7 protein-coding genes are annotated in these 16,021 nt (G+C 60.4%); 2 read left to right on the plus strand and 5 right to left on the minus strand.

Translation table 11 applies throughout. The features are described 5' to 3' along the window. The first annotated feature begins 16 nt into the window (after nt 1-16). Both AAF358_19130 and AAF358_19135 read left to right on the plus strand, forming a co-directional pair. Complete coding sequence (locus tag AAF358_19130; GenBank protein ID MEM7707674.1) at nt 17-2,365, plus strand: hypothetical protein; 2,349 nt, start codon at nt 17-19, stop codon at nt 2,363-2,365. A gap of 73 nt (nt 2,366-2,438) precedes the next feature. Next, on the plus strand, nt 2,439-3,827 hold the full coding sequence (locus AAF358_19135) for a VanZ family protein (protein ID MEM7707675.1): 1,389 nt from the start codon (nt 2,439-2,441) through the stop codon (nt 3,825-3,827). 80 nt (nt 3,828-3,907) lie between these two features. Here AAF358_19135 and AAF358_19140 read toward each other — a convergent pair whose 3' ends face one another. The 5 genes from AAF358_19140 to AAF358_19160 form a co-directional block, all read right to left on the minus strand. Continuing rightward, nucleotides 3,908-6,751, minus strand: a complete 2,844-nt coding sequence (locus tag AAF358_19140) for a DUF748 domain-containing protein (GenBank protein ID MEM7707676.1) — start codon at nt 6,749-6,751, stop codon at nt 3,908-3,910. A 131-nt stretch (nt 6,752-6,882) separates the two neighbouring features. Then, nucleotides 6,883-8,256, minus strand: coding sequence for a nucleotide 5'-monophosphate nucleosidase PpnN (gene ppnN / locus AAF358_19145; protein ID MEM7707677.1), 1,374 nt, complete (start codon nt 8,254-8,256; stop codon nt 6,883-6,885). 131 nt (nt 8,257-8,387) lie between these two features. Next, a complete protein-coding gene (locus tag AAF358_19150; GenBank protein ID MEM7707678.1) occupies nt 8,388-9,848 on the minus strand; it encodes a hypothetical protein in 1,461 nt (486 codons plus the stop codon). Between the two features lie 147 nt (nt 9,849-9,995). Further along, nucleotides 9,996-13,130 carry a carboxypeptidase regulatory-like domain-containing protein gene (locus AAF358_19155; GenBank protein MEM7707679.1) on the minus strand — a complete coding sequence of 1,045 codons (3,135 nt, stop codon included), beginning with the start codon at nt 13,128-13,130 and terminating at the stop codon, nt 9,996-9,998. Nucleotides 13,131-13,401: 271 nt separating this feature from the next. Further along, nucleotides 13,402-15,921, minus strand: coding sequence for an adenylate/guanylate cyclase domain-containing protein (locus AAF358_19160; protein MEM7707680.1), 2,520 nt, complete (start codon nt 15,919-15,921; stop codon nt 13,402-13,404). Nucleotides 15,922-16,021 lie beyond the last annotated feature (100 nt).

Here is a 16,021-nt window from a genome sequence, read left to right on the forward strand (position 1 = left end):
AGGATAAAATTAGCTCATGAGTTTTTTCCAGGAACTGCTGAAACGACGGGTGCCTCAGATCTGCGGCATCTACCTGGGCGCAATCTTCGCGGGCGTGGAGTTCACCGACATTATCGTCGAGCGCTACGGCCTGTCCGATCTGTGGGTCGACGGCGTGTTGATCAGCATGCTGACCCTGCTCCCGACCGTCATCATGGTGGCCTGGTTTCACGGGGCGCCGGGGCGAGACCGATGGCGGAAGCGCGAGCTGGTCGGCATCCCGCTCAATGTGATCATTGCTGGGGCCCTCGTGATGCTCCTGGCGCCCAAGCAACCGGTTGAAGCGGCCTCCCAGATCCGCACTGCCACCGACGAAAACGGTCAGACAGTGACGATGGAGGTAGCGCGCGCTGATCTGGTACGGCGAGTGGCAGTCTTTTTTCTCGATCCCGAGGGCTTCGACAGCGAGCAGCCCTGGGAATCCTACGCCGCGAGTATGCTGATTAAGGCTGGCCTGCGTGCAGACCCGTTTGTCGAGCCGTACTCTCTCTATAACCAGTACAGCAACGGCCTGATCTGGCGGCTGAAGCGCGCTGGCCATGTCAAGGGCCTCAACGCGCCCCTATCGCTGCTCAATGAAGTCGCGCAGAGCTACCACCAGGAGTATTTTGTCGCTGGCAGTCTTACCCCTCTGCCTGACGAGCGGTGGCGCGCCGACATCTCACTTTACCGCACAGAGACGTTGGAGCGGCTCACGCAGCTCACGCTGGAAGGTGACTCGCTGTTTTCAATCAGCGACAGCGCGATCGATGGAATCATCAGCAAGCTCGATCGTCCGAAGGACACCAACATGGTGGTGTCGCGGCTTCCGGCGAGCGAGCTTCTCACCAGCAATACCGAGGCGCTGCGGCTTTATGTTGAAGGCAGCAATGCGCTCCTGCTGAACAACGACTACGAAACGGCCCAGGCGAAGTGGAAGCAAGCGATCGAGCTCGACAACGGCTTCGCCGAGGCCTATGCGGATCTGGCGGACGCCCAGGGCAGCCAGGGCGATTATCGGTCGGCGCTGGCCAATCTGAAAGAACTCAATCGGCTGAGCCATAAGCTTCAGGAGCGGCGTCGGATTCTCATCAAGGCCTGGACCTATCAACTGCAGGAGCAGGAGGAAAAAGCAACGCGGGTTTACGAGATGTATACCGAGCTGGAGCCGGAGAAGGCACAGGCTTGGACCTCACTTGGGTACAACTACATGTGGACGGGAAACCGGGTTGAGGACGCGCGGCGCGCGTTTGAGAAGTCGCTTGAGCTCATGCCCAATCAGTATTGGCTGATCTATCAGCTCGCTGACATTTACCGTGTTCAGGGGGATACGGACGCTGCGATCGCAAAGTACAACGAATACCACGAGCTGCTGCCGACCACCTACCTGCCCATGGTCGCGATTGGGGATATCAAAACCGAGAGCGGCGATCTTGCGGCCGCGCAGGAGTTTTACGAGAAGGGCCAGCTCGCTCAAACCAACATGGTGACGCCCGTCATCAAGCTGGCCATGAACCAGGCGCGCCAGGGCCGGCTGGAAGAGGCCTTCGAGCTGTTTGAGGAGGCCGAATTTGTAGCTGAAGCGCCTCGCCAGCTCGCCACGCTCTACGCGGCGCAGTCGCGACTGTATTCAGCGCTGGGTCAACCAAAGGCAGCGCTCGACATGCTGAAGAGGCAGCTCAAGATGGAGGCGGAGACCCTAAATCGCGTGGACGCAATGGTCAATCACATGCGCAACCTCCAGCTCTACGTTTTCGCCGGCGAATCGGCCGAGGCAGAAGAATTTTTGGGCACCATGGACGACATGTTTGGCCCGCCCTTCGACTTCATTCCCCGTATTGGCTACATGATTCTGCGAATGGCTGAGGGCAACGTCGAGGAAGCCGCGGGACACAACCGATTCATCGCAAAAGTTCTTGAGAAATCGGGGCGCAAGGACCTGGAATACGTCACCGAATTCACGTTTGGGATGATTAAGCGGCGCGGTGGCGAGATCGATGAGGCGCTGCGACTGCTTGAAAATGCGGCCGACCTGTACCGCCAGTCGATTCAGCAAAACAACGATGAAGCAGAAGCTGAGTTCGTGCAAATCAGCATTGAACTCGCCCGAACGGCCATCATGGCTGACAAAGCCGAGCGGGCGCTTGCTGCCCTCCAGCCTTTACTCACCAGCTGGCCCTACCATCCGGAAGGCAACTGGCTGGCGGCACAAGCGCAGAAGCAGCTCGGCCGAAGCCAGGCGGCGGAGAAATCGCTCGCCATAGCGCGCGATATGTGGGCTGATGCGGAGGAAGGATTTGAGCTTGCAGAGGCCGCACGAGAGGGGCTGACTTCAGCAAGTCTTTGAGCCCTGCCATCGCCAACAAAGCTTCCCTGCCCTGAAGTCCAATAGTTCGGTATCGTCGCACGGCACCCTTCCCATGGATCCCAGAGCCTCTAATGCCCGACTCCTTTTCTGGCTTCTCCTTCTCGGATACATACTGTTTATCCTAAGCGCTAGCTTCTACTCGGCCGACTGGCAGCGCCTTGAGGCGCTTGACCCCAACAAAAATGGCCATGGGCTATGGTTCGGCGAGGAACTCTCCTTCCGTCGTCTCCGTGATATTGCAACAAACGTCCTCTTATATATGCCTCTGGGCCTGTTCACGGCGGTGGTGGTTTCGCTCGGGCGTAAAATCAGGATCACCAATCCAGCCATCGCAGCCGGCTTGGCGTTGAGTATCGCCATCGAGACCGTTCAGGCGTTTGTCGGGAGGTTCTCAGATCCGACCGACATCGTGAGCAACTCGCTGGGACATGTCCTGGGCTACGTCGTCATGATGATTTCCGTCAACCGTTTTCATCTCAGCCCACCCGTGTTGCTTGGACTCAGCTCAGATCAGAATGGCGCAAACCAACTGCAAACCCTGCAAGGCTTGCGTTTTCTTTATATCGCCATTTTTTACATCGTTGCCTTATTGCCGCTCGACTTTGCTGTCGGCCTTACCAACATTTTCCGCAAACTCCAGCCTGAGGCTGGCGGCGACCCTCGACTCATTTTGGATCTCCTCTACCACTGGAAGCAGCCAGGATTTCCGATCAGGTTTCTGACCTTGACGGTCCTGGCATACGTACCAGTGGCCCTTTTGACATCGCTCATCGATCAAGGCCGTGGTGTATTCAGCTTGTCCCGAACGGTTTTGCCGTGCGTCGGTTTAGCGTTGGCGACTGAGATCTCCCAGATATTTGTCGCAAGCGGACGCAGTGACGTGCTGGTCATTCCACTCGCTGCGGCCACCGGGTTGGCGGTTGGCCTGGCCGTAAGAGCTGCCAGGAAAAACTATCGCGCCCAAACCGACGCGCGGGGTCTCAGTCGATTCCTGATCCTGCTGATCGTCTGCTATCTGCTGTTCCTTTTCTCGCTCGCCTGGGCGCCCTATGAATTCGAATCACCTGGAACCTGGAAGCGAAAACTGCTGAGTGAAACAAACCTGATTCCGTTCCGCCTGCATTTCTCCAGCAGGTCGGTCGCAGCCGCGATCGATATCGTCCGAGAACTTGCGATCCTGGTGCCGCTGGGTGCGCTGATTGCACACTGGATGCAAACGGTCATTGGCTGTCAACGCTGGCTTGTGCGCGCCGCGGCAGGAGGAATTCTTGGGCTGGGCGTCGGTTTAGCTATCGAGGGGTCCCAGAGTTTGGTCGTGGGAAGATATATCGACGTTACCGATGCGCTACTCGCGGCAGCCGGCTGTATGCTCGGCTGCGTTGTTTGGAGTTCGTTTGCGCCGCGTGTCAGCTCTTCCCCTTCGATCGCACGAACCAAATAGCGCTAACCCTCTGGTCAAATATCGGGCACAGCAAGCAGAGTAAAAATGCTCATGCATACTCAACCGCGATCACTCACGGACTAGTTCGGGGCCAGCACCAGCTCAACCACCACCGTTTCGCCGCCGCTCAGCTCGACTAATCTTGGTTCGAGTACGTAAGCCCGCTGGATCAGTGATTCATCCGAAGCGGCCAGCGCAGACTTAATTGCAGAAGCGCGCGCGCTGGCTAGTTCGCGCAGGGCGTCGTCTGAGATTTCTATGGCATCCAGCAGCTGTTCTTCGACGGCGGCAAGGTCTGGCAGCGGTTCCGCGCCCTCCTCTTCTGTCGGCAGCGTGGGGAGTTCGCCGATTTGCGCCTGAAACGCCTCCAGCAGCGCACTGACTCCGGCTTCTTCATCCAGATCGGTGAGACCCAGGTCCGCTTCCAGGCGCTGTGCCTTCAGAGCCGGTGCATCCAGACCGCGGCTGGCGACGCCCGCGATGTCCAGGCGCAGCGTTGGGCGCTGCAGTAACGCTTCCGAGAGTTTTGAGAGTCGACCGGTGGCTTCGTCATCCAACTCGCCGGTGCCGGGCTGGAAGTTGACGTACTGCAGGTCTTCGCCGCCGCCGGGAATGAGCTTTCCGAGAATGAAGAACGGTGAGGCAGCGGCCTTTACGATTAGGTTCACGAATGCCTTGAACACCACCGAGCCGATGCGGAACTTTGGATCGTTCAGGTTGCCGGCGACCGGCACGCCGAGGTCGATGTTGCCGGAAGAGTCCTTGAGCAGCGCCAGGGCGAGATCCAGGGGGAGCGACACGGCATCTTCACTGTCTACCGAGCCGCCAAGGGTCAGCTGGCCGAGGACGACCTCGTTGCTGCCCTTGAGGCTGTCGCCGTCCAGCTCGTAGCCTAGTTCCAGGTCCAGCCGCCCGCGTTGGATCAGGCGTCCAACGAACTTGCCCGCGTATGCATTGGCTGATGTCAGGTCGATGTTCTTGGTGGACAGGGTAACCTTGTTGCGATTCTCAAGCGGGTTGAGTTCTCCGGCAATACCAATGTCGGCGTAACCCTCCAGCTTGCCCACAAAGTCCAACGATGCCGGCTTGTCCACATTGCTGTTGAGGCCTTTCAAGGTGCCGCCAAACTGGTTGATGCTGGCGCTGAAGGCCGGCTGAACCGACGCGTCGGCAAACCGCAGCGTGCCGCCGTCGATGGTGAGTTCACCCAGCTCGATGACGGGTCCCGGCGCCTCCTCGGCCTCAGCCGCAGTCTCCGGCTGCGTCTCCGCTTCCGTCTCATCGGGGGAACCGGTGAGCCGCGAGATGTTGCTGCTGCCGTCGGCGGCAATCGCAAACGTGGCGTTCGGTTCGCTTAAGGACACTCGATCGAAGTGAACCAGCGCCGGCTCATCTTCCGGCACGTTCACGTCGATGCCGTCCAGTGAGAACGACGCAAAACCCGCCAGCGGGCCTTCTTCGCTGCTGGTGGCGAGGTCGGAAACCTCCACCGAACCGTCCGCTTTGAGCCCTTCACTCAGGCTCACATTGAGCTGCGCGCCCAGTGCACCGCTCTCAACATTCACAGCGGCCGACTCGCGAACGTAACCCGTCAGCCAGGGCAGCGGAAGCTGGCTCAGCGTCAGGCCGCCGTCAACCGCAAGCGGCGTGAGCACATGCTGCCCATCCCAGAGAATCTGGCCGTCGCCCAGCGCTGCGTCCATCTTGACCGGAAACTGCGTGCCGGGCGACAGATCAAAGTCCGCCAACGACAGATCGTTGATAGTGAGCGTCTGAGCGGTTTCAGGCTGAACCGACTGGTCGGTCCAGTTGATTGGCAGATTGTTGACGGTCACGGAATTAATTGCGAACTGGAAGGCTTCGCCACTCTCGCCAGCAGGATCCTGGGAGGAGGCCTCCGCCTCTTCAGGATCAGAAACCTCACCGCCGGTCAGCGCCGCTGGCAGCATGAGCTTACCGTCGGGTCCGCGGGTCAGGTTGATGGTGCCATCGTTCAATGCAACGCTGCTGATCACAGCGCTGCGCTGAGCGAGCGACACGTCCGGCCCTTTCACCGTCAGGCTCGCTAGCTGAAAGAGCGACTGACCGTCCTCCAGCGTCATGTCCGTATCCGTTAACGACCAGCTGCCGTTGCTGGTTGCCAGCTCGAGTCCGTCTGCACCGTCGACGTTGATGTCGAGACTGCCGTTGAGCGTCCCGCTTTCCCACTCGATGCCGTGGAGATATCGCGCGTAGCGCCACGACGGCTTCAGCTGAAGCTCGCTGACCGTCAGCGCCCCATCGAACGTCAAAGGCGTCAGCGCAAAGGCCCCTTCCAGCCGAACCTCACCCTGGCCTTCGTGCGCAAAAGCAATCGAAAACGGTCCTGGTTCCCCTACCTGCGTTGTCAGCCCGCTGAGGGAGAAGTTCAGGCCTCCCAGTTCGGTGGTATACGTCTCGGGATGGGGTTCGTCCGCGTAACGAATCTTCCCGTCGATCACGTCCGTTTGGGTGAGGGTGAAGATCCAGGGCTCGGACTCCTCAGCGCTTGCCGGCGCCGAGTCTTCGGTGGGCGGCACCAGCTCCAGCCAGTGCGGATCGCCGGCCGCGGTCAGAATGACGTTTACGTCCGGCTTTTCAAGAATCAAACTCTTCAGGGTGATGTTGCGCCGAATCAGCGGCGAGAGCTGTGCGTTAACGTAGATGCGATCGGCGGCAATCAAATCCCGACCCTCGCGATCCTGACTGGCCAGCTTTTCCAGCGTGACCGACAGCACCAGCGGATTGACCTTCACCCTCTCAACCGACAGATCCACACCCGCCTGCTCTTTGGCCTGGCTGATCAGCTGCTTCTTGAGCTGCGAGGGGGCAATAAAAAACCCGGCTACGCAATAGAGGACAAACAACGACAGGACGACAACACCCGTCCACTTCCACCGGTTCATCGGGAGATTACCCTTCGGTCTCTAGAGGTTGGAATTATGCCCTGTCCATCGTTGTGGAAACATGACCAATGCACGTTCGTTAACGAATCGAATGACGCCGCCTCTATCGCGAAGGCAGCATCGCCGGTGCCTTAGCCGGTGACGAGCTCGTAGCAGGGCTCGTACTTCGTGCCCGGCAGCTTCATGCGCTGCTGCTCGACGAAAGATGCCAGCAGTCGATCGAGGCGGTCCATGATCTCAGGCTCGCCGCGCATCTGGAACTTACCGTGTTCCTGGATCGCACGCAGACCGTTCTCTTTGACGTTGCCGGCGACAATGCCGGAAAAGGCGCGGCGTAGATTGGCGGCCAGGTCGTGCGCCGGCTGATCGCGATGTAGCGGCAGGTTCAGCATGTTTTCGTGCGTGGGGTCGAACGGCACCTGGAACGCCTCCGGAATCCGGAGACCCCAGTTGTAGAAAAAAGCGTCTTTGGTGTTGCGGCGGTGTTCCCGAACCTCCGCCATCCCGGACATCATGCGGCGTGCCACACCTTCCGGGTCATCGACAAAAATCTCGTACTTGCGCTGCGCCTCGGCCCCGAGGGTGGCGGCAATAAAATCGTCGATCTGCTCGAAGTAGGCTTTGCTTTCCGCCGGGCCGGTGAACACCAGCGGAAACGGTGCGTGGCTGTTCACCGGGTCGAGCAGCAGGCCGAGCAAATAGAGGATCTCCTCGCAGGTGCCCACCCCGCCCGGAAACACGATGATGCCGTGGCCAAAACGCACAAACGCCTCCAGCCGCTTTTCGATGTCCGGCATGATCACCAGCTGGTTCACGATCGGGTTCGGCGCCTCGGCGGCAATAATGCCCGGCTCCGAGATGCCGACATACCGCGCCGGGTAGGTGCGCTGCTTACGGTGAGCCACCGACGCACCCTTCATTGGTCCTTTCATGGCGCCCGGGCCACAGCCGGTGCAAATCTCCAGGCCCCGCAGGCCAAGGTGATACCCCACCTTCTTGGTGTAGTCGTACTCGTTGCGAGAGATGCTGTGCCCACCCCAGCACACGACCATGCTGGGATCCTCACCGGGGATGAACACTCCGGCATGCCGCAGGATCGAAAATACGGCGTTGGTCACGCCGTCGGTGCTGTCAAAATCGAACTCATCTGCCGCCACCTGACTGTTCACAAACACAATGTCGCGCAGCACGTCGAACAGCATCTCGCGGATACCCTCAATCAGCCGCCCATCCACGAACGCCTCCGAGGGGGCGTTGGTGAGCTGGAGCTTGATCCCCCGGTCCTGCTGTAGCACCTGGATCTGGAAGTCCTCGAAGGCCTTCATCAGCTCCTGGGCGTCATCCTGGTCGTGCCCGCTGTTCAGAATAGCCAGGCAGCAGCGCCGGAACAGATCGTGGAGCCCACCGTGTCCGGCCTGACGCAGCCGCGCCACCTCCTGCTGGGATAGAACGTCCATGCCACGGGTGGGCGTGATGTTGACGGTATCGCTGAGTTGGTTCGACATAGGTGGGGCTCTTTGCGTGGACGAGCGATTATCGCAGAGGCGAACGGCGCACGACAGAGCTTAGGCTCCCGACCCGCGTCGCCTCAAAAGAAGGAAATCGCTCGAAAAGGAAAGGACAACGCCCGATCGCCCTACTCGGCGATGTCGAGCTCACCGGTATTGCGTTTGCCCGCCTGCTGGATGCGGTGCACCAGATCTGCCGTGCGCTGCGCGCGCTGCTGGTCTTCGCGGCGACCGCGATACCAGACGATAAACGTCAGCACCAGCAGCAGCAGGACGCCGAGCACCCATGGCCACCAGCCGAGGCCTGACGTGCGCTGGGCGGCTTCCGGCGTGTTGGTAGCGTTGGCGAGTTCCGACTCCACGGCCATGGGGCTGGGCGTGGGATCTGGTGTCGCCTGCGCAGTCGGCGCCACCGCCATGCTGGTGGGTTCGGTCGCTGCTTCTTCGGCAGCATCTTGCGCCGCTGCTCCGAGCTCCTGCTCAGCAGCCGCCACCTCAAGATCCTGCCCTTCCGCAGCTCGCAATGCGATGAGTTTCCGGAGCGTCTCAATTCGCCCTTCCAGCTCACCGACGCGGTTTTTCAGGACGTCGTTTTCTTTCCGGTAAGTCTCGATTTCGGCGGTGGCGTAAGCCAGGTCGCGGCGTGCCTCCTGGGCCCGCAGGCCGAGCTCCGTGTCATCTTCGTCAAGCCAGTTATTCAGCGAATTCAGGATCTCGCCGCTGGTGGGCGTGCCGACCAGCTCCAGGCGAGAGTCTTCGTCGGGGGCGCTCTGCCGCGACGGGGTTGCCGGCTGCGGAGGCGCTTCAGGCGTCACGACGGCGGCCGGCGCCTCGGCCATGCGTTCGGGGGCCGGTGCGGCCGGCCTCGGCGCGGGCGCCGACACGCGCGGGCTAAAGCCGGCCATCTCCGGCAACGTCAGGCTGACGCCAGCGCGCATCCGGTTCATATCGCCGCCGATGAACGCGTCGGGGTTCAAGTCGACAATCGCCTGCATGTATTGAAAGCCATTCAGAGGCTGATCCCCCGCAATGTCCGACACAATCTGGGAAAGCGTCTGGCCACTCTGAACCGGGCCATAGTTATTGCCGGAACTCACCGCCGCCACGCGACGCGACGTTGGCGTGCTGACCGGCTCGGCAATCTCGCGCGGCTCGGGTGCGCTCGGCGTCGGCACCGGCGTTGTCACCACGCCGTCAATCTGCGGTGCGAAGTCGATGATCACCGGGTAGTGCCGCATGCTTTCGCTATCGTCGGCATTCATGATCAGTACTAGGTCGATCACGAGGTCAGTAACGGGTAGCTTGGAGCTCAGGCGCACCACGTTTCTGCCGCCCACGAGCGATAGCGTGGCGGTGTAGTCACTCAAGTTTCTTGGCGGGTTGATGTCCATCCGCTGGTAGCGAGTAGGCCCGGCCAGCTCCACCGACAGATTTCGAACGTCGTCGGTGCTCAGGAGTTCGATCGTCGCGTCAAACGGCTGATTCAGGTACGAGTTCACGTCGAGCTCGCCGAAGCCGACCGCCCACAGCGCACTCGATGGGCACACCAGCATCGCAGCCAACAGGCCGCGCCAGCGAGACGTTGGCACTTTTTTCTGTCTACTAAACATTACGGGAAAGGAGTGTATCGACTGGGAGGGGCTGTCACAACTGATTGCAACGATCGTTCATAAAGCAAAAAGCCGGCCCGGATCAATGCCCGGGCCGGCTTTTTTAAAGGACTTACTTAAGTGAACTTAGAAGGTCACACGCAGACCCAGCTGCACCTGCCAGCGGGATTGGCCAATGCCATCCTGGCGACGGTTGAACTCGGTGCGCCGCAGGTCATAGATGTAGCGACCGTCGGCCGTCAGGCCTTCGAAGTCAACAGCCTCGGCCACGTATTCGAAAGGCACTTGGTCGATCCGGCCCCACTCATCGTTAATGAGGTTGCCGAAGTTCAGGATGTTGATGTAGATCTCGCTGCCACCCCAGTCGAAGAACGGCAGCTCCTGGCGGATGCTGATATCCAGAGAACCAACCGACTCGCTGCGGCAGTGGTTGCGGGTCACAACCGTTCCGCGAAACTCGCTCAGGCAAGGCGTGGCGTCAACCAGCGCGAAGAACTCGGCCTCTTCGGCCGGGTCGGTGAACTCGACATCGCCTGGGCCAGCCGGCACAAACAGCAGGTCATTGTCGAAGATACGATCGCCGTTGGCGTCATTGTCAAAGGTGAAGCTGAACGGACGGCCCGAACGGCGCTCGTAGAATGCGGTGACGGAGGTTTCCAGATCACCAAACAGGTTGTCGCGGAACTCGATGCTGGCCACGGTGCGGCTCTGGATCTCGTAGTTGGCGGTAGTTTCCTGCTCTTCGTTCGGGTTGAACGTCGCGCGGTTATTCCAGTTGGAAATCGCGCGGCTGGAGGTACCCGGATTAACGGCGTCCGAGCGGCTCCAGGTTTTGCCCAGCCTGACGGTCCAGTTGTCGTTGAAGCGCTTGCTGAAATCCAGCGTGAAGTTGGTTGATGAGCCCTCGCTGGTGTTTTCCAAGAGAAGAACATCGTTGAACGCGGCATCAGCGTTGCAGCGGAATCCACTGGCTGCTGTCGGGTCACACCAATAGTTGTTGCGGCCGTCCGGGAGCAAGCCGTTGGGCGTCGCGGCAGTTGCGTTGGGCGCCCCAAGATTCAGATGACGATACTGGATCGCGTTTTCCACCTCACTATGGACCAGCTCGGCGGTACCCTGAATACCCCAGGGCAGCTCGCGATCGTAGGCGAGGTTGGCGCGCCAGATTGTTGGCTGCTCCAGGTTGGGGTCAATCACGTCCACGTCCTGCTGAGCCGCGTCCGCGCCACCCGCTGGCAGCGGCTGGTTGTCCGGGTCAGCGGAGTAGCGAATCGTGTCGTCCAAACCGAAGACGTTAAGGTTGCCGCCCGGGTTGGTGAATGGATTGGATAGCCATACACCGGCGCTGGAGCCAGCGAAGAGGCCTACGCCACCGCGTAGCTGCGACGAGTACTCACCCTGGCTGATGTCCCAATTGAAACCCACGCGCGGCTGAATAATCTCGTTGCCATCGATCGTGGCGTCGTTTCGGAACCCGAACGTGTCGGTGAACAGCTGGTTGAACAACGGCGAGTCGTCCACGCTCGGGATATCGATTCGAATGCCGTAAGTTAGGGAGAAATCGTAGGAAACCTCCCAGGTGTCTTGGATGAAGAAACCGGTGTTCTCCAGCGCCCAGTCGGCCGCGGGAAACGGGTCAGCGGGGTTGCTGCCGATCCGGTATTCGTAGTCGCTGGGAATCCCGGCTTCGAAGTCTTCGATGCTGTCGAACTCATAGCTGCCAAGGCTCCCGAACACAAACGTGTTCGCAATGTCGGTTTCCTTGTAATCGAACCCGAACTTGATGTTGTGGTCGCCCCAGATGTATTCGCCAGCCGCGTAAAACGTCGTAACGTCAGTGTCCAGGCGGTTGGCATGACGGAACCGCTCCGTGCCGAACAGCACGTCACCGGCTTCGGTCATGACCAACGTCTGAGGTGCGCGAGAGCGCGTAATCGGCGTGCTCAGATAGCTGCTGGTCGAAAAGTTGACCTCGGTCGTCAGGTTGGGCGTCCAGTCGGAGTACCAGATCAGGTTTGTCGCATCACGTTCAATCGCGCTGGTGTACCAATAGCTGCCCAGTGAAAACTCACTCACGTTCCGATCGGGGATGATGACCTCTTCACCCGTGTTTTCCGTGTACGTCAGCTGGAGGCGATTGCTGTCGTTCACATTCCAGTCAAACTTCACGATGATGTTCTCGTCTTCGTCAGCAAGATCGCTCGGATCTTCGAAGGTCCCAACATCCAGACCGTACTGGCTCTGCGCGATGTTCGCGATCCGCTCGATCTCCGACTGGTCGAGCTCAAAAATGGTTGAGGCGTTGCTGCCCAGCAGGCCAACACCCGGGCCTGGCTCGGTGCGATCAAATCCTTCGTAGCCGACGAAGAAGAACAGCTTGTCTTTGATGATCGGGCCACCGACGGTGAAGCCGTAAACGTCTTCTTCAAACGTCGGGAAATCCTGTCCGTTTTCGTTTTCGCCGATCAGGCTATCGTCGCGGAACAGGTAGTAAACACTGCCGGAAAACTCGTTGGTGCCGCTCTTGGTCACAGCGTTGATGCTCGCGCCGTTGAAGTTGGACTGTGCGACGTCGTAGGGCGAGATGTTGATCTGAAATTCTTCGATGGTCTCGATGGAGATCACCTGGTTCCGGGCCGGCAGGCCGCTGGGGTTCAGGCCAAACTCGTCGTTGGCGGGCACGTTGTCGATAGTCAGGTTGTTGTATCGATTGTTTTGGCCGGCGACCGAAAGCTCCTGTCGGGCCTTGTCGACCACCACAACGCGTGGGTCGAGACGGGCAAAGTCGTTCAGGGAGCGCGAGATCGTCGGATAGTTTTCGATCTGGTCGCGGGTGATGGTGGTCATCGTGCCCTTCATATCCGGGCCAAACTGACCGGCGGTCGCGATGTCACCGACCACCTCCAGCGTGCCGAGCTGGGCCGAGCCGCTCTGCAGCTGGGCGTTCAGCGCATACTCGTCCGAGAGGTTGATATAAACCTCACCAAACTGATCGCCCTGGAAACCTTCTTTGGTTACGGTGACGGTGTAAGGACCGCCCACCCGCAGACCCCTAGCTCGATAGCGTCCGCTTTCCTGGGTCACCGCAGTTTTGGCGGTGCCGGTCGGCTCGTGAACCACCAGCACCTCAGCGTTAGCCACGGGAGCGCCGGTTTCGTCGGTAACAACACCCGCGATGCTGGATGTCGAGAACTGTGCGTAGGCTGGGGCTGCCAACAGGAATGCGGCCGCAGCGATAAGCAGCGATTTATAGAGTCTCATGGTGTGCCTCGTCTCTGAAAACAGGTCAGTTTGGGTTGCCCGTGACGCCTGGGGCGAAACCGGAGATAGGTTTTGTTATTGGTTCCGGTCCAGCTCAACCGAGGTTGAACGCCGCCATTTTACGAAGAAATGTTATCGATTTGTTAAAACGCGCGGAAGAATGTGCAATCGTTGCTCAAAGGGTCTGCAGAGCGCTGATTTTCCAGCAGAAAGCATGACCTATGGCCTACGAAAAAAAGTCCCCGCGATGAACCGCTGAAGCGCGCGCAGCCTACCCCATCACCCAATGGCCAGGCCAGCCACCCTGAGGCGGCCGAACGACCAGGCTTTCGCAGCGGCTCGCGAGCATTTCAGCGGTGGGATCTTGCTCGGAAAGCTGTGAAAAACCCGTCACGGCGAGCTGGAATTCTCCCTCCAGATACCAAGACAGGGCGCGGTCGAAGCGCCGCAGGTGACGCTCTTCCGCCAGGGCCGGGGAGTCCAGCACCTGGTAGAGGCCCACCGGCTGATCTTTGCCCCTGACCGCCACGCGGTCGATCTGCCGGATCGGATAGCTTCCGGTCAGCGCACCCAGCGTCAGCTCGGAGATCATGAGCCGTGCTCGGTACTGTTTGCTGGCGCTTTCAATCCGGGCCGCGAGGTTTACCGTGTCGCCGATCACGGTGTAGTCCATCCGCCGAGCGGATCCGATGTTGCCGACCACCACCTCACCGGTGTTCAGCCCGATGCCGATATCGATGGCGTGGTGGCCGCGGTCCACCCGGCGCTGGTTCAGAGCCTCCAGCCTGTGCAGCATGTCCAGCGCCGCCTTGACCGAACCGTCCGCGTCGGTCGGCCCGGGAAACGGAACGCCGAACGCCGCCATCACCGCGTCGCCGATGTATTTGTCGATCACCCCGCCCTGCTCGCTGATGGCCTCAGCCATCTCGGCAAAGTACTCGTTGAGCATGGCGACGGTCTGGCGAGCCCCGATGCGCTCCGACATCGAGGTGAATCCCCGGATGTCGGAAAACAGTACCGTCACCTTCTGCTGCGTGCCGCCGAGACTCGCTCCGTGGTCCGACAGCAGGCGGTCAGCCACCGTATGCGGCACGTAGCGCGACAGCGTGGCGCGCACCCGCTTCTCCTCGGAAAGATCCTCCAGCACCAGCATCGATCCAATGGTGTGGTCCTCCAGGTCCGCCAGCGGCACCCGTGCGAGGTTCACGGAGTGACGCTTGCCGTCGTCCAGCACGATCTCCTGATCCGGCAGATAAAGCTCCGCGCCACCGGCCACAATCGCCTCCAGCCACTGATTCTCGGCGCTCAGCACCGCGTCCAGCGATTGGCCCAGGAGTTCGTCCGACGTTGCCAGCAGGCGCTGCGCCGCCTCGTTGACTTTCACCACCACGCCATCACCGTCCAGCGTGATCACCCCGTTGGTGAGGCTACGCAGGATGGACTCGTTGTAGTTCTTCATCCGGTTCAGGTCGGCAAACAGCTGTGCATTCACCAGCGCCACCGACGCCTGCGCCGCAAAAGCCCGCAGCCGGCTGGCGTCATCCCGGGTGAACCGCCCGTCCAGCTTGTTGATCGCCTGAATAACGCCGATGGTGTCACCCGCCCGGCTGGTGATCGGCACACACAGAATGTTCCGGGTGACGTAGCCCGTCACCTCGTCAAACCGCCGATTAAACTTCGGGTGCTCATACGGGTCGTCGACCGTCAGGCTTTGACCGGAACGAAACACCTGCCCGGCAATACCTTCGTCCGCCGGAAACCGTAGCTCCTGAGCTTCGCCTTCCGCGACCTTCGACCACAGCTCGTCGGTGCGCGCGTCGTGCAAAAACAGGCTGACGCGGTCAGCGCCGACAAACGACCGGGTGGTCGCCACGATCATGGTGAGCAGCTGGCCGAGCTGCAGCTCGGTGGCCAGCGCCAGCGACACCCGGAACAGCTCCGCCTGCTCTTCGCTCGCCCGTTTGAGGGTGCCAATCATCTGGTTGGTCTTGCGCGCGATCAGGCTAAACTCATCGCGCGTCACCACCGGCACCACCGTGTCCAGCCGTCCGCGCGACACGTCGCTCAAACCGGCAATCTGCAGGCTCAGCATGTAGCGAAGGTTATTGCCGTACGACCACATCAGGCGGAGCGACAGCGCCAGCACCGTCAGCAGGATAAAACCAATGTCGATAAACACGGCACGGCGGAGAAAGGCGTGCGACTCGCGATCGACGTTGTCGATGATGAAGTCGATATCCTTGATCAGCACCAGCGCCGTGACCAGTCCGGTGAAAATCGCGATGCCAAAGAAGATCACCACCAGGCGACGGGTGATGGGGAAGATGCGCTGCTCTACGCCCGCTGATGCCGGCGGCGGCGGCGTTCGCCGCTCCCGCCGAAGGCCGTTATCCAGGCCAGCAAAGATGCCGAACGCAAAGCAGCCGATCAGCACCTTGAAACCCGACTCCAGCGGGAAGCCAAACCAGAAATGGTTGTATAGCGCGATGGCAATCCCGGCGACGGTGAACAGCGCCAGGTCGATCAAGAACTGCAGGACCGATCGGCCGAACGGGTCGTCCGGCCGCATCAGCTTTTCCTCGAGCAGCAGCTTCAGCGCCAGCACGCTGGCAAACGCCACGCCAAAGGTCGCCAGCACCACCAGCGGGTTGAGCGACTCCACAAACGGGCACACGCGGGTGCCGTAGAAGCTTAAGGTGATGATCGCCAGCAGGTAATACGCCAGCGCCAGCTTCTGGTCGAACGGTTTGACCTGCGCCGCCGCTTTGACAAATTCGCCGGTGACCGCCACGTGGCCTCCTAGGATCCCCTTCCACGACCAGTATAACGTTGCCCCGACGCAGGCTCCTCAGCGCCCGCAAGGCTGGCCGGATGGACCAGCCTCCGTCAGC

The sequence above is a fragment of the Pseudomonadota bacterium genome (assembly GCA_039033415.1).
Lineage (GTDB): Bacteria > Pseudomonadota > Gammaproteobacteria > Xanthomonadales > SZUA-38 > JANQOZ01.

Bases quoted from the DNA above. Each gene is read 5' to 3' on its own strand.
- AAF358_19130 (MEM7707674.1), top strand. From the start codon at position 17: ATGAGTTTTTTCCAGGAACTGCTGAAACGACGGGTGCCTCAGATCTGC.
- AAF358_19135 (MEM7707675.1), top strand. From the start codon at position 2,439: ATGGATCCCAGAGCCTCTAATGCCCGACTCCTTTTCTGGCTTCTCCTT.
- AAF358_19140 (MEM7707676.1), bottom strand. From the start codon at position 6,751: ATGAACCGGTGGAAGTGGACGGGTGTTGTCGTCCTGTCGTTGTTTGTC.
- ppnN (MEM7707677.1), bottom strand. From the start codon at position 8,256: ATGTCGAACCAACTCAGCGATACCGTCAACATCACGCCCACCCGTGGC.
- AAF358_19155 (MEM7707679.1), bottom strand. From the start codon at position 13,130: ATGAGACTCTATAAATCGCTGCTTATCGCTGCGGCCGCATTCCTGTTG.